Genomic DNA, 17,061 nt, shown 5'->3' with positions numbered 1-17,061 from the left:
TCGACCCTGAGCGGGACGGCCGGGACGGTTTCCGGATCGTCACGCGTGGGTCGGCGTATCTCGTGGAGACCGACCCGGTGGACGTCGACGCCCACCGGTTTCGAACGACCGTGGCTCGCGGGCTCGCGCTGGCCGAACCCGAGGAGAAGGCAGCAGTGCTGCGCGAGGCGATCGCACTCTGGCGCGGTCCACTGCTGGCCGACGTGATCGACGACGATCTCAGGCACCGACTCGGTGCCGGGCTGGAAGAACTGCGCCTGTCGGCATGGGAGGCGCTGGCGGAGATCGATCTGGCCCTCGGCCGGCCTCGCCAGGCGATCGCCGCGCTGACCGACTTGGCGACCCGGTGTCCGACCCGGGAGTCGTTGGTCTCGTCACTCATGCTCGCCCTCTACCGGGACGGGCGGGGAGCCGAAGCGCTCACTCTCTACCACGACACGCGCGAAACGCTCGCCGAGGAACTCGGCGCGGACCCCAGTTTCAAGCTGCAGGAGCTGTACCACGCGATCCTGCGAGCCGCCCCCGAGCTGGTCGTCGAAACCGGCCGCGCGAAGCAGGTGGAACGGATGGTGCCGCGCCAACTGCCCCCGGTGACCCGACCGTTCGTCGGGCGTGACGACGAACTTGCCCAGCTCGACGACGCCTACGGGGCCGCGGACGGCGCACGCGCCCCGGTCGCCGTGCTGGTCGGCATGGCCGGCGCCGGCAAGACCGCTCTGGCTTTGCACTGGGCGCACCGCATGCGGGACAGCTTTCCCGACGGCCAGCTCTACCTGAACCTCAACGGCTTCGCCGACCTACCAGCGACGAGACCGCTCTTCGCACTGGCCCAGTTCCTGAGGGCACTCGGCGTTGCCGCCGCGGATCTGCCGAGCACGACAGACGAGGCGGCCGCGCTGTATCGCACGATCGTCGCAGACCGGCGCATGCTCGTACTCCTCGACGACGCCGCGGGCGTGGATGACGTGCGTCCGCTGTTACCGGGCGGCAGGAACTGCTTCACCCTGGTGACCAGCCGGGCCAGTCTGAATGGGCTCGTCGCCATCGACGGCGCACGACGGATCTCCACGGGTTCGCTCAGCACGGACGAGTCGTGTGCACTCCTCCGCGAGATCGCCGGCACCGAACGGGTCGCGAAAGAGCACCTGGCGGTACTCGACATCGCCCGGTTGTGCGCTCGGCTGCCGCTCGCCGTGCGGATCGCCGGGGCGACGCTGGCCGAGGACAACAGCCTGTCCGTCACCACGTACGCGGCTGAGCTGGACTCGGAGCACCGGCTCGCCGCGCTGCAGGTGGCCGATGACCCGAACGCGGCCGTGCGGGTGGCGCTGGACCGGTCCTGTGCCGGCCTTCGACAGCAGACGCGCCGACTGCACACGCTTCTCGGCCTCCTGCCGGGACCGGACATCTCCCTACCGGCCGCCGCCGCGCTCGCCGGACTGCCGCAGTCGCAGGTCGCGCACGGACTGGCTCAGCTCACCGACGTTCACCTGGTGGTCGACTCCGGTCCCGACCGCTACGCAATGCACGACCTGGTGCGGCTCTTCGCCCGCGAGCGGGCCACCGCCGACGTGACCCGCGAGGATCAGGACGCCGCCGTGGTCCGGGTTCTGTCGTGGTATCGGGACGCCGCGAACACGGCGGATCGGCTGCTCCGCCCACGAGAACGGCCCAACTTCGAGTCGGCCACCCACCCGGTCGCCTTCACCGACGAGGCGTCCGCGCTGGAATGGCTGGGGGACGAGGAGAAGAACCTCACCTCAGCTGTGGCCTTCGCGGAGCGCGATCACCCCGCGCTCGCGTGGCAGATCGCCGCGGCCATGTACGGGTGGTTGTACCGCCGCTACTCGCGCACCGGTTGGATTGAGATGTACCGGCGTGCCGCAGCCGCCGCCGTGCGCGCGGGAGATGTCGCGGGAGAGGCGATGATCGTCGGTCGGATGGCCATCGCGTACGGACTGCTCGGAGAGGCGGACAAAGCCGAAAACATGTGCCAACGGGCGTTCGAGTTGCGACACGCCATGGGTGACCGGCTCGGCGCAGCCACGGCGCTGCTCAACCTGGCCGCGGTCCACATCAACTCCGGTCGCCCTGACGACGCGATCCGGGTACTGCACAAGGCGACCGCCGAAGCGCAGGGGGTCGCGGAGCTGGAGCACTTCACCACCGTGGTCCACAGCAACCTGGCCGAGGCCTGCCAACTGGCCTCCCTGCCACGCGAGGCGCGGCTGCACTACGAACGCGCAGTTGAGGCCAGCCAGGACACCAACCTCCGAGACCAGGCCCAAATCTTGATCAGCTTCGCCACGTTTCTCGCCCAGAACGACGACCTGAAGCAAGCACTCACCCTCGCCGAACGCGGCAAACGCCTCGCCACCACCACCGGCGACGAGGCACTGGTCGCCGAGGCGCGTGAGCAGTTGGGCCTCATCCACCTCGCGCGCGCCGAACACGATCGGGCCCTCGATCACCTCTACGCCGCGCTGGTCACCTACGACCGCCTCGGTCACCGAGGAGCCACCGATCTGCGCAACCGCATCGCGAAAATCCACAACAGGACAACCTCCGACGGCTGAAGTCCGTGTCGTTGAGTTTTGACCGCGCGGGGTTGTATGCGGCAATCCGCCGCGATGCCAGCGCGGGCATCCTCTCCTCGTGTCTCGTACCGGAGTTCGACTCAGGCCGCAGTTGACAGTCGGATCCGCTTTTGCGCTGGACTTCAGAGTGGACACCCAGCACCTGCACAGCTGGTTCACAGTTCTCCGTGATGGCATCTCCTCACCTGCAGAAACGAACCCGAGGAGACTCTGTGAACCACCGGAAGACGCTGCCGATGCTGGCGGCCGTCGCGTGCCTTTCGGTCGCCTGCGGAACCGCCACAACCGCCCAGTCTCCTGCCCGGCCCGCGGCGGACACCACGGAGGAGCAGAACGAGAAGACCGTGCTGCGACTGTTCTCCGAGGGATTCAACGAGGGCAGGACGGACGTCGTCCGTGAGCTGGCCGGAACAGCCGCCGACGACCAGGTCGAGCTCTTCGCGGACATCAAGGCGAAGGTGCCGGGAGCGGTCGCCACCGTGAAGCACGCGGGCGCAGACGGTGACCTGGTCGCGGTGCACTGGCAAGCCTCGGCCACTCCCGCCGACGAGAACACCGGGCGGGCGCGGGCGGACCTCTACCGGGTCACCGGCGGCAAGATCGTCCAGCACTGGGGCGTCGAGCAGGAGGTGCCCGCCACCACCGCGAGCGGCAACTCGTTGTTCAGCGACGTCTACAAGTACCCGAACGGCGCGCCCGCGTTGAGCGAGGACCAGGAGGAGACGAACAAGCAGCTCGTCGTCCAGGTCTACGGGAACATGCTCAACGACCCCGGCCTGGTGGACGCGAACTACGCGCCGGAGTACCACCAGCACAACCCACAGGTCCCGAACGGCCCGGGAGCGTTGAAGGACATGCTGGCGAACGTGCCCGCGGCGATGAAGACCGGTGTGCCGCGGCAGTTCGACTTCCAGGTGGCCGACGGCGATCTGGTGTGGGTGAGCGACAAGAACTTCGCCGGCGTGGACATCTTCCGCGTCGCCGGGGCCAAGATCGTCGAGCACTGGGACGTCGTCGGGCCGATGCCGGGCCAGTGAGCGGCCTCGATCAGACGCTGGAAATCGTTCGACGGCAACGGATAACGGACGGCGACGCACGGCTGTCGTCTTCGCAGCAATGCGAAGACGAGCGCGTGCGAGTGGCCGAACACCCCCGCCACCGACACCGGACCAACGAACACCGCGCCGGGCAACGCGAGCGCGGACGCCCAGCGCGTGGCCTCCCCCTTTGCGGATCACGACTGCTCGTGGTCGATCTCCCGGAATGCCACCTCCAGTACTTCGAGATAGGTCACGTCGGCCACCACGGTCTTGCGCTCGCGGCCGAGCACCGTGCGCTTCGCGGGCTCGTCGCGGGTCTGCCACCACTTCGCTCCGTCGGCGGTCGACCGGATGACCAGCGTGCCACTGGGCAGCGTCAACTCGTATTCGTGGACCTTGAAGTGGTCGAGTTCGCCGTCCAGCAACGCCAACAACACACACGCGCGTCGCAGTGCCGCCTCGTACGCCTCCGCGTCCTGGTCGCACGGCGGCAGGACGATGACGACGCGTGACGTCACCCCGGCCTGCCGGATCCGCTCGATCTCCCAGACGAAACCCTCGCCGAAGTCCCGGTCCGGCGGCAGGATCAGCACGATGACGTGCGCGCGGCTGATGAGGCGCTGGGCGACCTCCTGCCACACGTCGTCGGCGGCGCGCATCAGGATCGGCCCCGGCGGGGCGAACATGGTGCGCTGGTCGACGATGCCGTAGGTGTCCATGTCGAGCACCGTGCGCGCGGCGCGGGTGACGAGCTGCTCCATGGTCATGTTGCGAGTGAACGGCCCACCGTCGGTACGGCGTTTGGCCCCCGTCTTCGGCAGCACGATCTCGGCGTCCTGTCCGAACGGCCGCAGGATGAGGCAGTACTTCTTCCGTGCCCGCATCAACCCGAACACGACCTGCTCGTGCGACGGTGTACCCGCGGAGCGCGGGTACTTGGCGGCGCCCACGACGATCATCACGAGTGCGCTCAGCGCCATGCCGAGGACGCCGCCCGCGCCGCTGAGCTTCTCCAACCCGGCTATGGCGAGCAAGGTGAGTCCGGCCGTCAGGCCGGCGAACAGCACGATCAGCCCGCGCACGCGGGTAAATCGGTAGAGCCGCACGAACAACGCCTTCACGCCAGTTCCTCGACCACAGGCGGTAGACCGTTACGGCCCATACGCTGTCGGTAAACCCTGGTGTGCCGGAAATGGACGGCGGGAGAACGGCCGACCTGACCAGGATCCGGACTCGCACGACGGCTTCATCGGTCAACGGGTGGGCGAACAGGGCGGCGAAGCCGAGGCTCGCACATCTCGACCACCGGCTCATCGGCCGACGTCTGTCCAAAGTGGTCTTCAACTACCGCCGTCGAGCGCGCGCTCGGTGCGTGCCGACCAAGCCTGGAGCACCGCCCGCACCGCGACCGCACCGGAGTACAACGCGATCCCGGCGAGCGGCAGCCAGCTGTGCGTGGTCCACCAGTTCACCAGTCGCGGGAGCACGACCGCGCAGAAGGCGCAGCCGATCCACATGACGATTCCCGCTCGATGATTCGCACGCATCAGGAACTCCTCACTCGGTGTCCGTCGCTGGGGACGCATCCCGTCGACGCCGGGAGGAGGTGGTTCGAGGGCGCTGAGGGGAGTCCCTCGAACCACCTCGGACTGGACGACCCCCGGTACGTCCAGTCCATTCGGGACCTTCACACGCGGGCGGCGTGCCTCTGGCTCCCAAGCTGCGTCCTGTCTGGAACGATCCTCGATCGCAGCCCCGCGGGCACTACCGCGGACGTCGGTTTCCGCCTACCGCGGCGGTTTACCCGCTCAGCGCCTCAACCCCGCGCCGGACTCGACCTGATCGCGCGGACTCCGATCAAACCGACGTGCGGCTCGCCCCTCGTTCGGCAGCACCCGCGTCTCATCCGGTCTTGGCGAACTCCACGGTGAACTCGAAGGGCTGGAACAGCGGGAACGAGATGCCCTCGTCAATCGGAGGAGGACTGCTGCCGCTCTGGCCGCCCGAGGTGATCTCCCACTTCACGACCTCCCAGCCAGGGGCGGGGATCGGCTGGAGCGCACTCAGCACGGTCCCCTGCGGGAACTCCTGCTCACCCGCCTTGACCGGCGGATAGCTCCGCAGCGTGCCGCCCTCGGGGTTCTCGATCGTCACGGTCAGCGGGACCGTCGCGTTCTCCTCGAAGGTGGCGACCAGCTCACGTTGGGCGTCCATCGTCACGGTGGTCATCGGCGAGTTTCCCGGCACGGGCTTGCCGTCCAGCGTCCACCCCGTGAACGTGTAACCGGGTGCCGGGACCGCCCGCACGGCCACCCTGGTCTTCTCCGCGTACGGGCCGGGTACCCGCGGCTCCACGACGCCGCCCTCGACGGGACTGCTCCTGGCCACCAGCACGGTCGAGTTCGTGCTCTTCGACTCGCGGTACGCGGCGACACCCGGTGCCGACGCCCTGATCACCGAGGCGTTGTCGGCGGGCCGGGCGAAGATGTCCGCGTTCCCGGCGCCGGCGCTCTGTGCCACGCCGACCGGTTTGCCGTGCCACGTCTTGTCCGGCGTCGAGTAGAAGGGCACGGCCGGACACGGGCCACCGCAGATGCCCTGGTAGGACATCGTGGTCACCCAGTCCTTGTCCGGCGAGCCGTAGCCGTGGTTGTGGGCGAAGCCGGGGTATCGCGAGCTCGGCGACGTCGACCAGTCGTGGTCGCCGCCGAGGTTGTGGCCGAGTTCGTGGGCGAGGCCGTGCGGAGGCGTGGTCTTCACGTCCAGCACGGTGTGCGCCTTGTCCGCGCTGTCCTCCCCCGCCGGCAGGCTCTCGGGCATGCTGCCGACGCCGTAGAAGTCTCCCTGGCCGGTCTTGCCGATGAACACGGTCACGAGGTCCGCGCCGTACGCGTCACGGAGTTCCGCCACCTTCACGTCCGCGCTGATCACGGGAGCGGCCTCGCGCGGGGTGGTCTCGACTCCTTTGTAGCCGGTCAGCTCTTCCGTGCCCACCAACCGGATCTGCGAGTTCGTGTCGCTGTTCGTCATCACCCGGTTGGTGACGTTCACCTGGTCGTTGATCATCTTCTTGATCGCGGCCGCGCCACCGGCAGCGGCTTTGGCCTTGGGCGTGTACAGAGCGAGCAGGTCGATGATCTCGATGCCGGTGGCCGCCTGTGAGAATTTCGGCACCGGCAGGCCGAGCAGCACTCCGGCGACTGCGAGTGCCGCCGCCATCATCGGCAGACCAGGCGATCTCGTTCTCATCGCTCACCCTCCAAGTCGGTTACCTCGTGCACACGGGCAGCCACCGAGCGTAGGAGGGGGCGAGAGTGTCGGCGTGATGGAAAGCGGCGACCACACTTGTGGGTAACACCTGCTCAGGGGGTTCCAGGCGGTACCGCTCCCCCGGTTCGGTGATCAGGTGCGCTGCGGAGCCGATGACCTGGTGGCGCCGAAAGCCACGTCCCTATCCCGCCGGGTGAACCCTCAGCCGTTGTTGCAGGTTCTGCCGCTCGTCCTCGGTGAGGAGATAGCCGGCGAGCAAGGCGCGCAGGGCGTCGACGAGGTCGTCGGGGCTGGGAGGGGAATCCGGTGTCGCGAGATGCTGCAGCATGAAGCCCTGGAACAGCGCGACGAACGCGGAGCTCGCCACGGCGGCATTGGGCAGCCCCACCGAGGTCAGCAACTTCTCCGCCAGCCCGCGGTTGATCTCCATCGCCTCGGCGACGGGGCCGCGCAGGGCCGGGTTGCGGCCTGCTTCGAGGTAGAGACTCACCTGGGTGAGCTCGACCTGCCGATCCACCGCGAGGTGGCCGACGGCGTTCGTCAGGCCGTCCGCGTCGACGGCGGAGTCGATCAGCTCCAGGAAGTCCTTCACCGTTTGCTGCACACGGACGCGCAACGCCTCGGCGGCCAGGTCGTTGATCGAGGCGAAGAAGTACCCGGCGGTGGACGAGGGCAGGCCGGCGCGGGCAGCGACCGCGCGATGGGTGACCGCGTGGAGCCCGCCTTCCGCGATGAGCTCGGCCGCTGCTTGCAGCAACGCGTCGCGCCGACGCTGGCTGCGCTCCTGCTTCGGCGTGCGGACGATGTTCATACTTCCAGGGTAACAAATCTGTACGGATGCACAGGTTTGTGTTTGAGTAGGCGGCATGGCCGCAGTCCCCGCACCGGAGCGTGGGCTGACCATGCCTGGCGACACGTCTTGGTTCATGCGTGACCGGTTCGGCATGTTCATCCACTGGGGGTTGTACGCCCTGCCGGCGCGGGGTGAGTGGGTGCGCACCACCGAAGGTCTGTCCGATGTGGACTATCAGCGGTACTTCGACCGGTTCGACCCCGATCTGTACGACCCGGCGCAATGGGCTGCCAACGCCCGCGCGGCAGGCGTCCGGTACGTGGTGATCACCGCCAAGCACCACGACGGATTCTGTCTCTGGGACTCCGCGCAGACGGACTTCAAGTCGACGAACACGCCGTGCCGCGAGGACCTGCTGCGGTCGTTCGTCGACGCGTTCCGGGCCGAGGGGCTGCGGGTCGGCTTCTACTACTCGCTGCTCGACTGGCACCATCCCGACTTCCCGGTCGACGCCTATCACCCGCTGGGCGGTGGCGTGGCCAAACGCATGATCGAGGGAATGGGCGAGGAGTTCTCGTTCGAGACCTTGGCCGCATTGCCGGAGGACATCCGCAAACGCAATGAGGACCGCGACATCCGGGTTTACGCCGCCTACGTGCGTGCACAGGTCCGTGAGCTGCTGACCGGCTACGGCCGGATCGACGTCATGTGGTTCGACTTCTCCTACCCCGGCGCGGGCGGCTTGCCCGGCAAGGGCAAGGACGACTGGGAAAGCGCACGACTGCTGGAGCTCACCAGGGAACTGGCGCCGCACGTCATCGTCAACGACCGGCTGGACCTGCCCGCGGATCACGCCGACGTGCACACGCCCGAGCAGGTCGTGCCGAAGGAGTGGGTACGGGTCGACGGAACCCCGGTCGTGTGGGAGGCCTGCCACACGTTCAGCGGTTCCTGGGGTTATCACCGCGATGAGGCGTCGTGGAAGAGCCCGCAGCAGCTGGTGCGGCTGCTGGTCGAGACCGTGGCGTGTGGCGGCAATCTGTTGATGAACGTGGGCCCGACCGGCCGGGGCACGTTCGACCGGCGGGCACTCGACGCGCTCGCCTGCTACGGCGACTGGCTGCGTCTGCACGGCCGGGCCATCTACGACTGCACGGCGAGCGAACTCACGCCTCCCGCCGACTGCCGCTACACCCAACGCGGCGACCGGCTCTACCTGCACGTGTTCGCTTGGCCGTGCGGCGAGCTTTCTCTGGGCGAGGCGGCGGGCCGGGTGGCGTATGCCCAGCTCCTCGATGACGCCAGCGAGGTCCCGCTGGTCGATTCAGGCCGCGCGCTCAAGTTGCCCGTCCGGCGCCCCGACGTGCTGGTGCCCGTTGTCGAACTTTTCTTGCGAACCGATGCTCCGTGAGGAGTTCACCCTCATGCCCACACCAGAAGAGCTGGCAGCCGCCTTGGAATGGCTGTCCCGAAGCAATGAGGAACGTGATGACCTGCTCGCCATGCGGCGGCAGAGGCAGCTGACGGACGATCACGTCGCGGATGCGGCTCGTCCCAGGAAACTTCGCGAGTCCCACGGGCAGGTCATCGATGTGTCGAGCCGGTTGCCAGATACCGGCGCCTGAGCTGCTTGACGGTGGACCAGCCTCTGGACAGGGGCCGTCACGGCCGACGAGTGCGCGTCACCAACCAGGTGCGGTCGCACCGGAGTGCGTCACCACAGCCGCCGGTACTGCGCCGGCGAGCCCGCGGTCGCACGGTCCTCGTAGGAACCGGGCTTGCCGCGGTCGACGTGGAACGTGGTCAGGGTGCTCACCGGTGACACCGGGTCGCGGCGGTCGGCGATCACGCGCAGGTGGGTGCTCCACCGGTCTGGCGTGACGTCGTAGAGGTCGTAGCCGTACCTGTTGCCCTCGAAGTACTTCAGGTGCGGATTGGCGAGCCCCAGCACCGGGCCGAGCACGGTGTTGGCGGCAGGACCGTAGCCGGACGAGGCGATCGAGTGCGCGAGGAACTCGGTGCCGATCACCGGCGACGTCAGGTCGTCGAAGTCGGGCCTGATGTCCTGGACGAACGCGGAGTGCCAGTCACCGGTGATCACGACCAGGTCTTCGAGACCAGCGGTGTGGACGTTCGTCAGCACCTCCTCTCGTTCGTCGGCGAACCCGTCCCACTGGTCCGGGTAGGGACGGTGGCCGCCGGGCACCGCCAGCTGGCCGAGCATGATCGAGTTGACCCAGCAGTGCCACGAGTCGCGGGCTTGGCGGACACCCTGGTCGAGCCACGACTTCTGCTCTGCGCCGAGAATCGTCGCACCGGGCACGTTCGGCGCCGAGCGGTACTGGCGCAGGTCGAGGACGGTGAGCTCGAGCAGGTCGCCCCAGTACCGCCGCCTGCGCACCTGCGGTGCGGTGGGATGGCCGTCGCGGATCGGCATGTGCTCGTACCAGGCCTGGTAGGCCCCGAGCCTGCGCTGCGGCGTTGCCTGGCTGTAGTCGCCGGCCACCTCGTGGTTGTCCCACGTGACGAACCACGGGTGGGCGGCGTGCGCGTCCCGCAGCGAGGGGTCGCCCTTGTAGAGCGCGTGCCTGCGGCGGTAGTCCGTGAGGGTGAACGCCTCGGGGCCCTCGTGATCGCGCAGCGGGTGGCCGCCCGCCTGTCCGTACTCGTAGACGTAGTCACCGAGGTGCACGACGAAGTCCAGGTCCTCGCGGGCGATCGCGTGGTGTGCCGCCCAGTAGCCGTCGATGAACGACTGGCAGTTCGCCGAGGCGAAGCGCACCCGTGCGACCGGGCCGACCGGCGCGGTCCGGGTGCGGCCGGTCCTGCTGTCGGTGCCGAGCGCCCGGAAGCGGTAGTAGTAGCGGCGGCCCGGTTCCAGACCGCCGACCTCGACGTGCACGCTGTGACCCACGTCGGCCGCCGCCGCGGTCCGTCCACTCGCGACGATCTGGGTCAGCTCGCGGTTCGCGGCCACCAGCCACTCCACCTCGACGGTGTCCGGGAGGGGCTGGGTGCCGGCCAGTGGCCGGGGTGCGAGCCGGGTCCACAGCACGACGCCGTCCGGCAGGGGATCCCCGGACGCCACGCCCAGGGTGAACGGAGCGGGGTCCCATCGCGCTCCGAGATCCGCCGCCGCCTCCTGCGCCTGGGCGACGCTGAGCCTGTCACTCAGCGGCCACGCCGCACCCAGCGCTCCCGCGGTGGCCGCGGCGCGCAGCAGATCCCGGCGGTTGAGGTTCATGTCGCAACTCCAGGAGCGAAGGTCATCTCGTCGCCGCGATCAGGTCGCGGTACCAGTGGTAGGACGCCTTCGGTGTCCGTTCGCGGGTGGCCCTGTCGACGTGCACCAGGCCGAAACGCTTGCTGTAGCCGAAAGTCCACTCGAAGTTGTCCAGCAGGGACCACACGTAGTAACCGCGAACGTCGGCGCCCTCGGCGATGGCGACGCGCACCGCGCGAAGGTGTCTGTCCATGTAGGACACGCGGTCGTGGTCGTCGACGCGCCCGTCCGGAGCGGGAACGTCCGGGCAGGCCGTGCCGTTCTCGGTGATGATGATCGGTGGCAGCGCGGATCGGTACCGCATCCGCAGGTATTCCAGCAGCTCCGCCAGACCGGCGGGTTCGATCGCGATGCCGAGTTCGTTGCGCCGCACACCTTTCGGCGGGTCCGCGAGCCGGAACGGCAGCGGGTCACCCGGCTGCGCGGCGGCCGCGTACTGCGGGCCGTAGTAGTTCACGCCGAGGAAGTCGTGCCCTTCGGTCAGCATCGCGAGATCGCCGTCGCGCACCGCGTCGCCGACCGGCATGTGCTCGAGCACGGCCGGTGGGTACCCGCCGAGGAAGGCGGGATCGCAGAACAGGTGCACCTGCAGCGCGGTGAGCAGTTCGGCGGCGTCGGAGTCCGCGGGCACCGGCGACACCGGCCTGCCGAACGACAGGTTGTGCGCGATGCCGGTGATCGCGTCGCCGCGCAGGTGCGGACGCATCGCCCGCACCGCGAGGCCGTGGCTGAGCAACAGGTGGTGCACCACGGGAAACACGTCCAGCATCCTCATCTCGCCCGGCGCGTACCTGCCGAGCCCGTAGCCGTAGAACGCGCTGACCGACGGTTCGTTGTGGGTGATCCACGTCGACGCCCGGTCCCCCAGTCGTTGCGCCACCATGGCGGCGTACTCGGCGAACCGGTGGGCGGTGTCGCGGACCAGCCAGCCGCCCGCGTCGGACAGCGGCTGCGGCAGGTCCCAGTGGTAGAGCGTCGGACACGGCTCGATCCCGTGCTCCAGCAACGTGTCGACCAGCCGCGAGTAGAAGTCGAGCCCCTTCGGGTTCGGCCTGCCGCGTCCGTCCGGTTGCACGCGCGGCCAGGCCACCGAGAACCGGTACGACGTGACGCCGAGGTCGGCCATGAGCGCGACGTCCTCGCGGTAGCGGTGGTAGTGCTCGCACGCCACCTCGCCCGTCTCGCCTCGTTCGACCCGCCCCGGAGTGCGGCTGAAGGTGTCCCACATGGACACTCCGCGGCCGTCCTCCTCGGTGGCGCCCTCGATCTGGTAGGCCGACGTCGCGACGCCCCAGACGAAACCCGGCGGGAACTTCACGATGCCTCGATCCTGAAGACGAACGCGTGCTCCGACCTGGTCGCCGCGTGCTGGTCACCACCCGCGGGCGTGGTGACGACCAACCGCCCGCCCTCGTGCCGGAACGGCAAGGGCGTGCCGTCGGAACCGAGCAACGTGATCCGGCGGGCGTCGACCGGGGCGGTGATCACGAGCTCCCTGCCCGGCCAGACCAGGCTCGTCGCGTAGAGATCACCGTTGGCCCCCTTGGTGTACCTCAGATCCCCCTCGGACCGGGTGGTCCACGTGCTGCTGCCGTAGATCGCCTCGCCGTTGATCCGCAGCCAGGTGCCGATGCCGCGCAGTCGCTCCGCCATCGCGTCCGGGATGGAGCCGTCCGGCTTCGGCCCGATGTTGAGGAGCAGGTTCCCGTTGTCCGCCACGGTGTTCACCAGCATGTCGACGAGCGAGTCGGTGCTCGCGAGCTCGTCGTTCGGGTCGTAGCCCCACGAGTGGCCCATGGTCGAGGCGACCTCGGTGTACGCGGCGTCGGGACGAGGTGGCCCGGTGCCATCCGTTGTTCGCTCGATCACCTCGTAGTCGCGATGCGTGTCCTTGTCGCCGCAGCGGTTGTCGACCACGACGCCGTCCGGGTTGTGGTCCGGCGCCTGGTTGTAGTAGTCCGCGATGACCTCGTTGGACTTGAAGTAGGCCTCCGGACCACCGATGTCGCACCACAGGGTGTTCGGGTGGTACCGGTTGATCAGTTCACGCAGCTGCGGCCGGACCTGGCCTGCCGCGTAGTCGTCCAGCGGCCGGTATCCGGTGTAGGGCACGGGCTGCTGGGTGTAGGCGTTGCGGCGCTGGAGCGCGCCCGCCCACGGCAGCTCGCCCGCGAGGTAGCGCACCGGATCCTTGAGCAGCTCGGCCGGGTCGAGCGGCCGCAGGGGTTGTGGCGCTGGGCTGAACCACTCGGGGATCGAGTAGTACAGGCCGGGCTTGACCCGGTCGCCCCTGCGGTGCGCGGCGTCGAACAGCTCCCCCACCAGGTCCCGGCGCGGGCCGAGCTCTCCCGCGTCGCGGCCGGTGGTGTCCGACGGCCACAGCGCGAACCCGTCGTGGTGCTTGGCCGTGAGGTTGAAATACCGCGCGCCGGCGTCCTCGAACAACCTCACCCACGCGTCCGGGTCGAAGTTCGCGGCGGTGAACTCGGGGATGAAGTCGTCATAGGTCTTGAACGGGCCGTGCTTGAGCAGGTGGTTCGTCCACGCGTTCGTGCCGGGGATCTGCTGCACCAGCCAGTACCACTCCGCGACGCCGTACCCGAGCCCGTCCGCCGGCGCGGGCAGCAGCGGGGCGCCGTACGCGGGCACCGAGTACGGCCCCCAGTGGACGAAGATCCCGAACTTCGCGTCGCGATACCAGTCCGGCAGCGGATGCCGCGCCAGGGACTCCCTGGTCGGGTCGTACCGGATCGGGTCCGCCGCTGCCGCCGGGGTCAGCACGGCCGCGAGCACCACCAGCACAGCCGCGAGATGACGCCGCCTCATCGGCGCACCTCATCGAGAACGCGGAGAGCCTGGTGGTCGGCACCGAGCTGGTTGGGGTGAAATGGTGCCGCGAGCCCGACCGGCGTCAGCGACAGCGGCAGCAACCCCTCGACCCACGTGCTGCCGGGCAGCTGACAGAAATCGTGTCCCGCGCTCGTGGTGTAGGTGTCGACGAACCGCACCGACTTCGCCACGGCGACCCGCGCGAGCATGGCGTTGAACTCCTCCAGCTTCGCGCGCAGCCAGCGCACGTCGCCGTCGAGCATCGGCACCAACGGCCAGCAGCCGTGCCGCGGAACGCCCTGGAGGTAGTCGACGAGCAGGACCGTCGCGTGCGGAGACCGGAGGCGGATGCCGTCGATCGCGGCGGCGATCTTCGGCTCCGCCGCGGTGATGCGCACCGACATCTCGTCGACCCCGCCCGCCGTCCACCTGGCCGCGCAGGGGTTGCCGAGCAGTGGTGGCAACGGCAGCGGGAGTTGTGGCAGGAGGTTGAGGCAGCCGGAGACCGCGCCGGCGAGGCCGACGTCGTTGCCTCCGATGCCCAGCGTGACCAGGTCCGTGGTCGCGGTCAGGCGGTCGAACTGGGGCGGGTTCACCCCCTGCACCACGCTCTGCGGTCCGGACAGGGCTTCGCTGGTCGCCGAACCGCACGTGGCGTCGCGGAACTGCCGAGCCCCCAGCGCCGCGGCGACCTGCTTCGGGTAGTTGCCCGCACTCTGCAGACAGCCCCACGGCACATCCCGAGTGGAGATCATCGTGGGCATGGGCGTCGAGTCCGCCGACCACGAGTCGCCGAGCGCGACGTACTCGGCGACGGCAGGAGCGGGCGCCGCGGCGGCAACTCCGGTGCCTGCGAGGAATCCGGTCACGACCAGCAGCCCGGGGATCACCCGGAGGCGCAGACGAACACAGGGGTTTCGCACGGTGGGACCAAACCACAAAACCTGTGCACCTGTCCAGGTTTTTGGCGCGTTCGGGTGATGACAGATCGGTCGCCGCTGCGGCTCTCCCGCTCCCCGGCCCTGCCACGACCACGAGCCTCGCGAAACGTGAGACAGTTGAGGTCTGCGCCCCTCTCGCTCATACGCGCGGGCTCATCTTCATCCGGAGCGGACGTTGCCTCGTCCAGGCACGTTTCGCCGCTGCCGGAAAGTTCGCACCACTCCACGCCCACGACCGGGCATCTGAACAACCCCACGAGGGAGATCTCCCATCACCGCTTCCGCGCTCACGCCGGCCATGACCGCTCCTCGCACCCTCACCGACATCTACGGTCCCGACGTCGCCGTTTGCGCGCGCCCCGCCCAGGAACCGGCGGTGCCGTCGAGCAGGCACCGCAACACCCGCGACGTCCTGTCCGCCCGTCCCCTCGCCGTCGCCGCCGCCACGCCCGTCATCACCAGCGCGGGCGGCACCGAACCCAACCTGGTCGCCGCGCTCCGCGACGGCGGCCTGCCTGTCGGCACCGACCCGCGCGAGTTCCGCACCGAAGCGGAGTTCGCCACCCGCGTCAGCGAAGCCCTCAGCGACGGACTCCGCCTGTCCATGGAATATCCCCAGCCCACCAGCTCGTATCCCGACGAACGCTCCGTGAAGAGCACCGAGCTCGTCGGCTACCTCAACAACAAAGCCAGCATCAGCACCTTCGTCGACCCCCGCTTCCAGGCCCGCCGCCAGATCGTCGCCACCGACGAACTCGCCCAAGCCACCCCCGCCGAGAAGTCCTGGGTCCTCAAGGCCGCCACCAACGCGGCCCACGGCGCCAGCCTCGACGTCTACCTCCACCGGGCCGGGGACCTGGTGAGCCTGCCCGCGTTCACCGGCATCCTCAGCGAGGTCGTCGTCGAGGAGTACCTGAACATCGACCGCAACTGGGGCGTCCAGCTCTACATCGCCGCCGACGGCCAGGCCCGCCTGCTCGCCGTCACCGACCAGCGCATCGACGCCCACGGCATCTACACCGGCGGCCGCTTCGGGCTCGTCGTCCCCCTGCCCGCCGACCTGCTCACCGAATGCCTGGCGATCGCCCAGCGCGCGGCCGACGTCGGTTACCGCGGCATGTGCAGCCTCGACTGCGCCCAGACCCACGACGGCGAACTCGTCATGCTCGACCTCAACTTCCGCATCACCAGCGGCTCCATCCCGCTGCTGGCGCTGCACACCATCCGCCCCGATGCCCTGAACCGCCCGTCGGAGTCCACGAAACTCACCACCGCGGCGCCCATCGCCGCACTGCTCACAGCGCTGCGGCCGGCACTGGAGCACGGAGGGCTCCTCGTCACCGGCGGCCACGACACCCGGCGCACCGACAACCCGATCAAGCAGACCACACTGCACCTCCTCGTCTTCGGCGACGATCCTCACGACGTGACCACTCGCCGCACCGCGCTGGAGTCGATGTACAACCACTGACCCGGAGGATCCGCACGACTGTCCACTATGGATCGAGCGGTCTGCTCAACACCTGCACCGGATCTTCACAGAACCTCCCCACAACCCGGCCAACGCGTGCGGTGATCCGGCCGTCCTCCGGTCATGTTCACCACATGGGTCGAGAACTTCGAGGCCGAAGCCGAGCGCCGGAAGCGAACGGGTGACCCCGACTGGGCCGTCGGCGCCCGGCTGCACCCCGACGTCGTCAAGAGCGTGCAACGGTTCCAGGTCGGCGAGTCCGGCGACGGCGCCAACCTGATCGCGAAGGCGGGCGGCGGCACGTACGGCGCGGCGGTGCGGTTGTTCGTCGCCGAGGAGCAGAACCACGCGCGGATGCTGGAGCACCTGCTGCGGGCAGCCGGCCAGCCGACGATCAGTTCACACTGGACGGACGCCGTGTTCGTCCGGCTACGTCGTGCGCTGGGACTGCGGTTGGAGCTGATGGTGCTGCTGATCGCGGAAACCGTGGCGCTGCGGTACTACCGGGCGTTGCGCGACGGCAGCCGGGACCCGCTCACCGCTGCCGTCGCGGATCGCATTCTGCGGGACGAGGAACGGCACGTTCCGTTCCACCAGGCCCGCCTCGGCCGGGTTGGCCGGCCTGCACGAGCGTTCTGGTGGCTGCTGTTCGGCGGGGCCGTGGTGACGGTCGCACATGACCACGCGCCAGGGCTGCGGCAGCTCGGCGTCACGCCGTGGCAGTTCGTCGTGCAGACCCTCGAAATCGTTCGACGGCAAGGGATCATGGACGGCACCGGCTACGACCCCCGGATGCCGTGGCTCGTCCGCGACCTGGCCGAACGCGCCGGCATCGAC

General features: G+C 69.1%; 14 protein-coding genes. 6 read left to right on the top strand and 8 right to left on the bottom strand.

Annotation, left to right across the window (positions count from 1 at the left end; all coding sequences use genetic code 11):
* Positions 1-2,576, top strand: a 2,576-nt coding sequence (locus ABZX92_RS39835) for a BTAD domain-containing putative transcriptional regulator (RefSeq protein WP_355570660.1), incomplete at its 5' end; no start/stop codon positions are given.
* 233 nt (positions 2,577-2,809) lie between these two features.
* Positions 2,810-3,634, top strand: coding sequence for a nuclear transport factor 2 family protein (locus ABZX92_RS39830; RefSeq protein WP_355570659.1), 825 nt, complete (start codon positions 2,810-2,812; stop codon positions 3,632-3,634).
* A gap of 197 nt (positions 3,635-3,831) precedes the next feature.
* Here ABZX92_RS39830 and ABZX92_RS39825 read toward each other — a convergent pair whose 3' ends face one another.
* From ABZX92_RS39825 to ABZX92_RS39810, 4 genes are all read right to left on the bottom strand, one after another.
* Entirely contained in the window at positions 3,832-4,758 is a 927-nt protein-coding gene (locus tag ABZX92_RS39825; RefSeq protein ID WP_355570658.1) for a hypothetical protein, read from the bottom strand.
* A 219-nt stretch (positions 4,759-4,977) separates the two neighbouring features.
* The gene (locus ABZX92_RS39820; RefSeq protein ID WP_355570657.1) at positions 4,978-5,184 is read right to left on the bottom strand and encodes a hypothetical protein; all 207 of its coding nucleotides are present in this window, start codon (positions 5,182-5,184) and stop codon (positions 4,978-4,980) included.
* Between the two features lie 355 nt (positions 5,185-5,539).
* Positions 5,540-6,886 (bottom strand): reprolysin-like metallopeptidase, encoded by a 1,347-nt coding sequence (locus ABZX92_RS39815; protein WP_355570656.1) that lies wholly within the window; start codon positions 6,884-6,886, stop codon positions 5,540-5,542.
* A 202-nt stretch (positions 6,887-7,088) separates the two neighbouring features.
* Positions 7,089-7,718: a TetR family transcriptional regulator gene (locus ABZX92_RS39810; RefSeq protein WP_355570655.1), complete on the bottom strand. Its 630-nt coding sequence runs from the start codon at positions 7,716-7,718 to the stop codon at positions 7,089-7,091.
* 55 nt (positions 7,719-7,773) lie between these two features.
* Here ABZX92_RS39810 and ABZX92_RS39805 point away from each other — a divergent pair, with 55 nt between their 5' ends.
* Together ABZX92_RS39805 and ABZX92_RS39800 are read left to right on the top strand one after the other, a co-directional pair.
* The gene (locus ABZX92_RS39805) at positions 7,774-9,111 is read left to right on the top strand and encodes an alpha-L-fucosidase (protein ID WP_355570654.1); all 1,338 of its coding nucleotides are present in this window, start codon (positions 7,774-7,776) and stop codon (positions 9,109-9,111) included.
* A 13-nt stretch (positions 9,112-9,124) separates the two neighbouring features.
* Entirely contained in the window at positions 9,125-9,325 is a 201-nt protein-coding gene (locus ABZX92_RS39800) for a hypothetical protein (protein WP_355570653.1), read from the top strand.
* An 89-nt stretch (positions 9,326-9,414) separates the two neighbouring features.
* On the opposite strand, the gene ABZX92_RS39795 is transcribed toward ABZX92_RS39800, so the two are convergent.
* The 4 genes from ABZX92_RS39795 to ABZX92_RS39780 are packed head-to-tail and all read right to left on the bottom strand — an operon-like array spanning position 9,415 to position 14,681.
* A complete protein-coding gene (locus ABZX92_RS39795) occupies positions 9,415-10,944 on the bottom strand; it encodes an alkaline phosphatase D family protein (protein WP_355570652.1) in 1,530 nt (509 codons plus the stop codon).
* A 22-nt stretch (positions 10,945-10,966) separates the two neighbouring features.
* Complete coding sequence (locus tag ABZX92_RS39790; RefSeq protein WP_355570651.1) at positions 10,967-12,301, bottom strand: GH1 family beta-glucosidase; 1,335 nt, start codon at positions 12,299-12,301, stop codon at positions 10,967-10,969.
* Positions 12,298-13,809 (bottom strand): alpha-L-fucosidase, encoded by a 1,512-nt coding sequence (locus tag ABZX92_RS39785; protein WP_355570650.1) that lies wholly within the window; start codon positions 13,807-13,809, stop codon positions 12,298-12,300. The genes ABZX92_RS39790 and ABZX92_RS39785 overlap by 4 nt, the downstream gene beginning before the upstream one ends.
* Positions 13,806-14,681, bottom strand: coding sequence for an SGNH/GDSL hydrolase family protein (locus ABZX92_RS39780; RefSeq protein ID WP_355570649.1), 876 nt, complete (start codon positions 14,679-14,681; stop codon positions 13,806-13,808). Before ABZX92_RS39780 ends, ABZX92_RS39785 begins: the two co-directional genes overlap by 4 nt.
* Before the next feature lie 370 nt (positions 14,682-15,051).
* On the opposite strand from ABZX92_RS39780, the gene ABZX92_RS39775 reads away from it, so the two are divergent.
* Entirely contained in the window at positions 15,052-16,224 is a 1,173-nt protein-coding gene (locus ABZX92_RS39775) for a hypothetical protein (RefSeq protein ID WP_355570648.1), read from the top strand.
* A 123-nt stretch (positions 16,225-16,347) separates the two neighbouring features.
* On the top strand, positions 16,348-17,061 hold a 714-nt coding region (locus tag ABZX92_RS39770), incomplete at its 3' end, for a ferritin-like domain-containing protein (protein WP_355570647.1).

This window comes from Lentzea sp. NPDC006480 (genome assembly GCF_040611995.1).
Classification (GTDB): Bacteria; Actinomycetota; Actinomycetes; order Mycobacteriales; family Pseudonocardiaceae; genus Lentzea.
The sequence above is the reverse complement of the archived record's forward strand: the minus strand, read 5'-3'. Positions and strand labels throughout refer to the sequence as shown.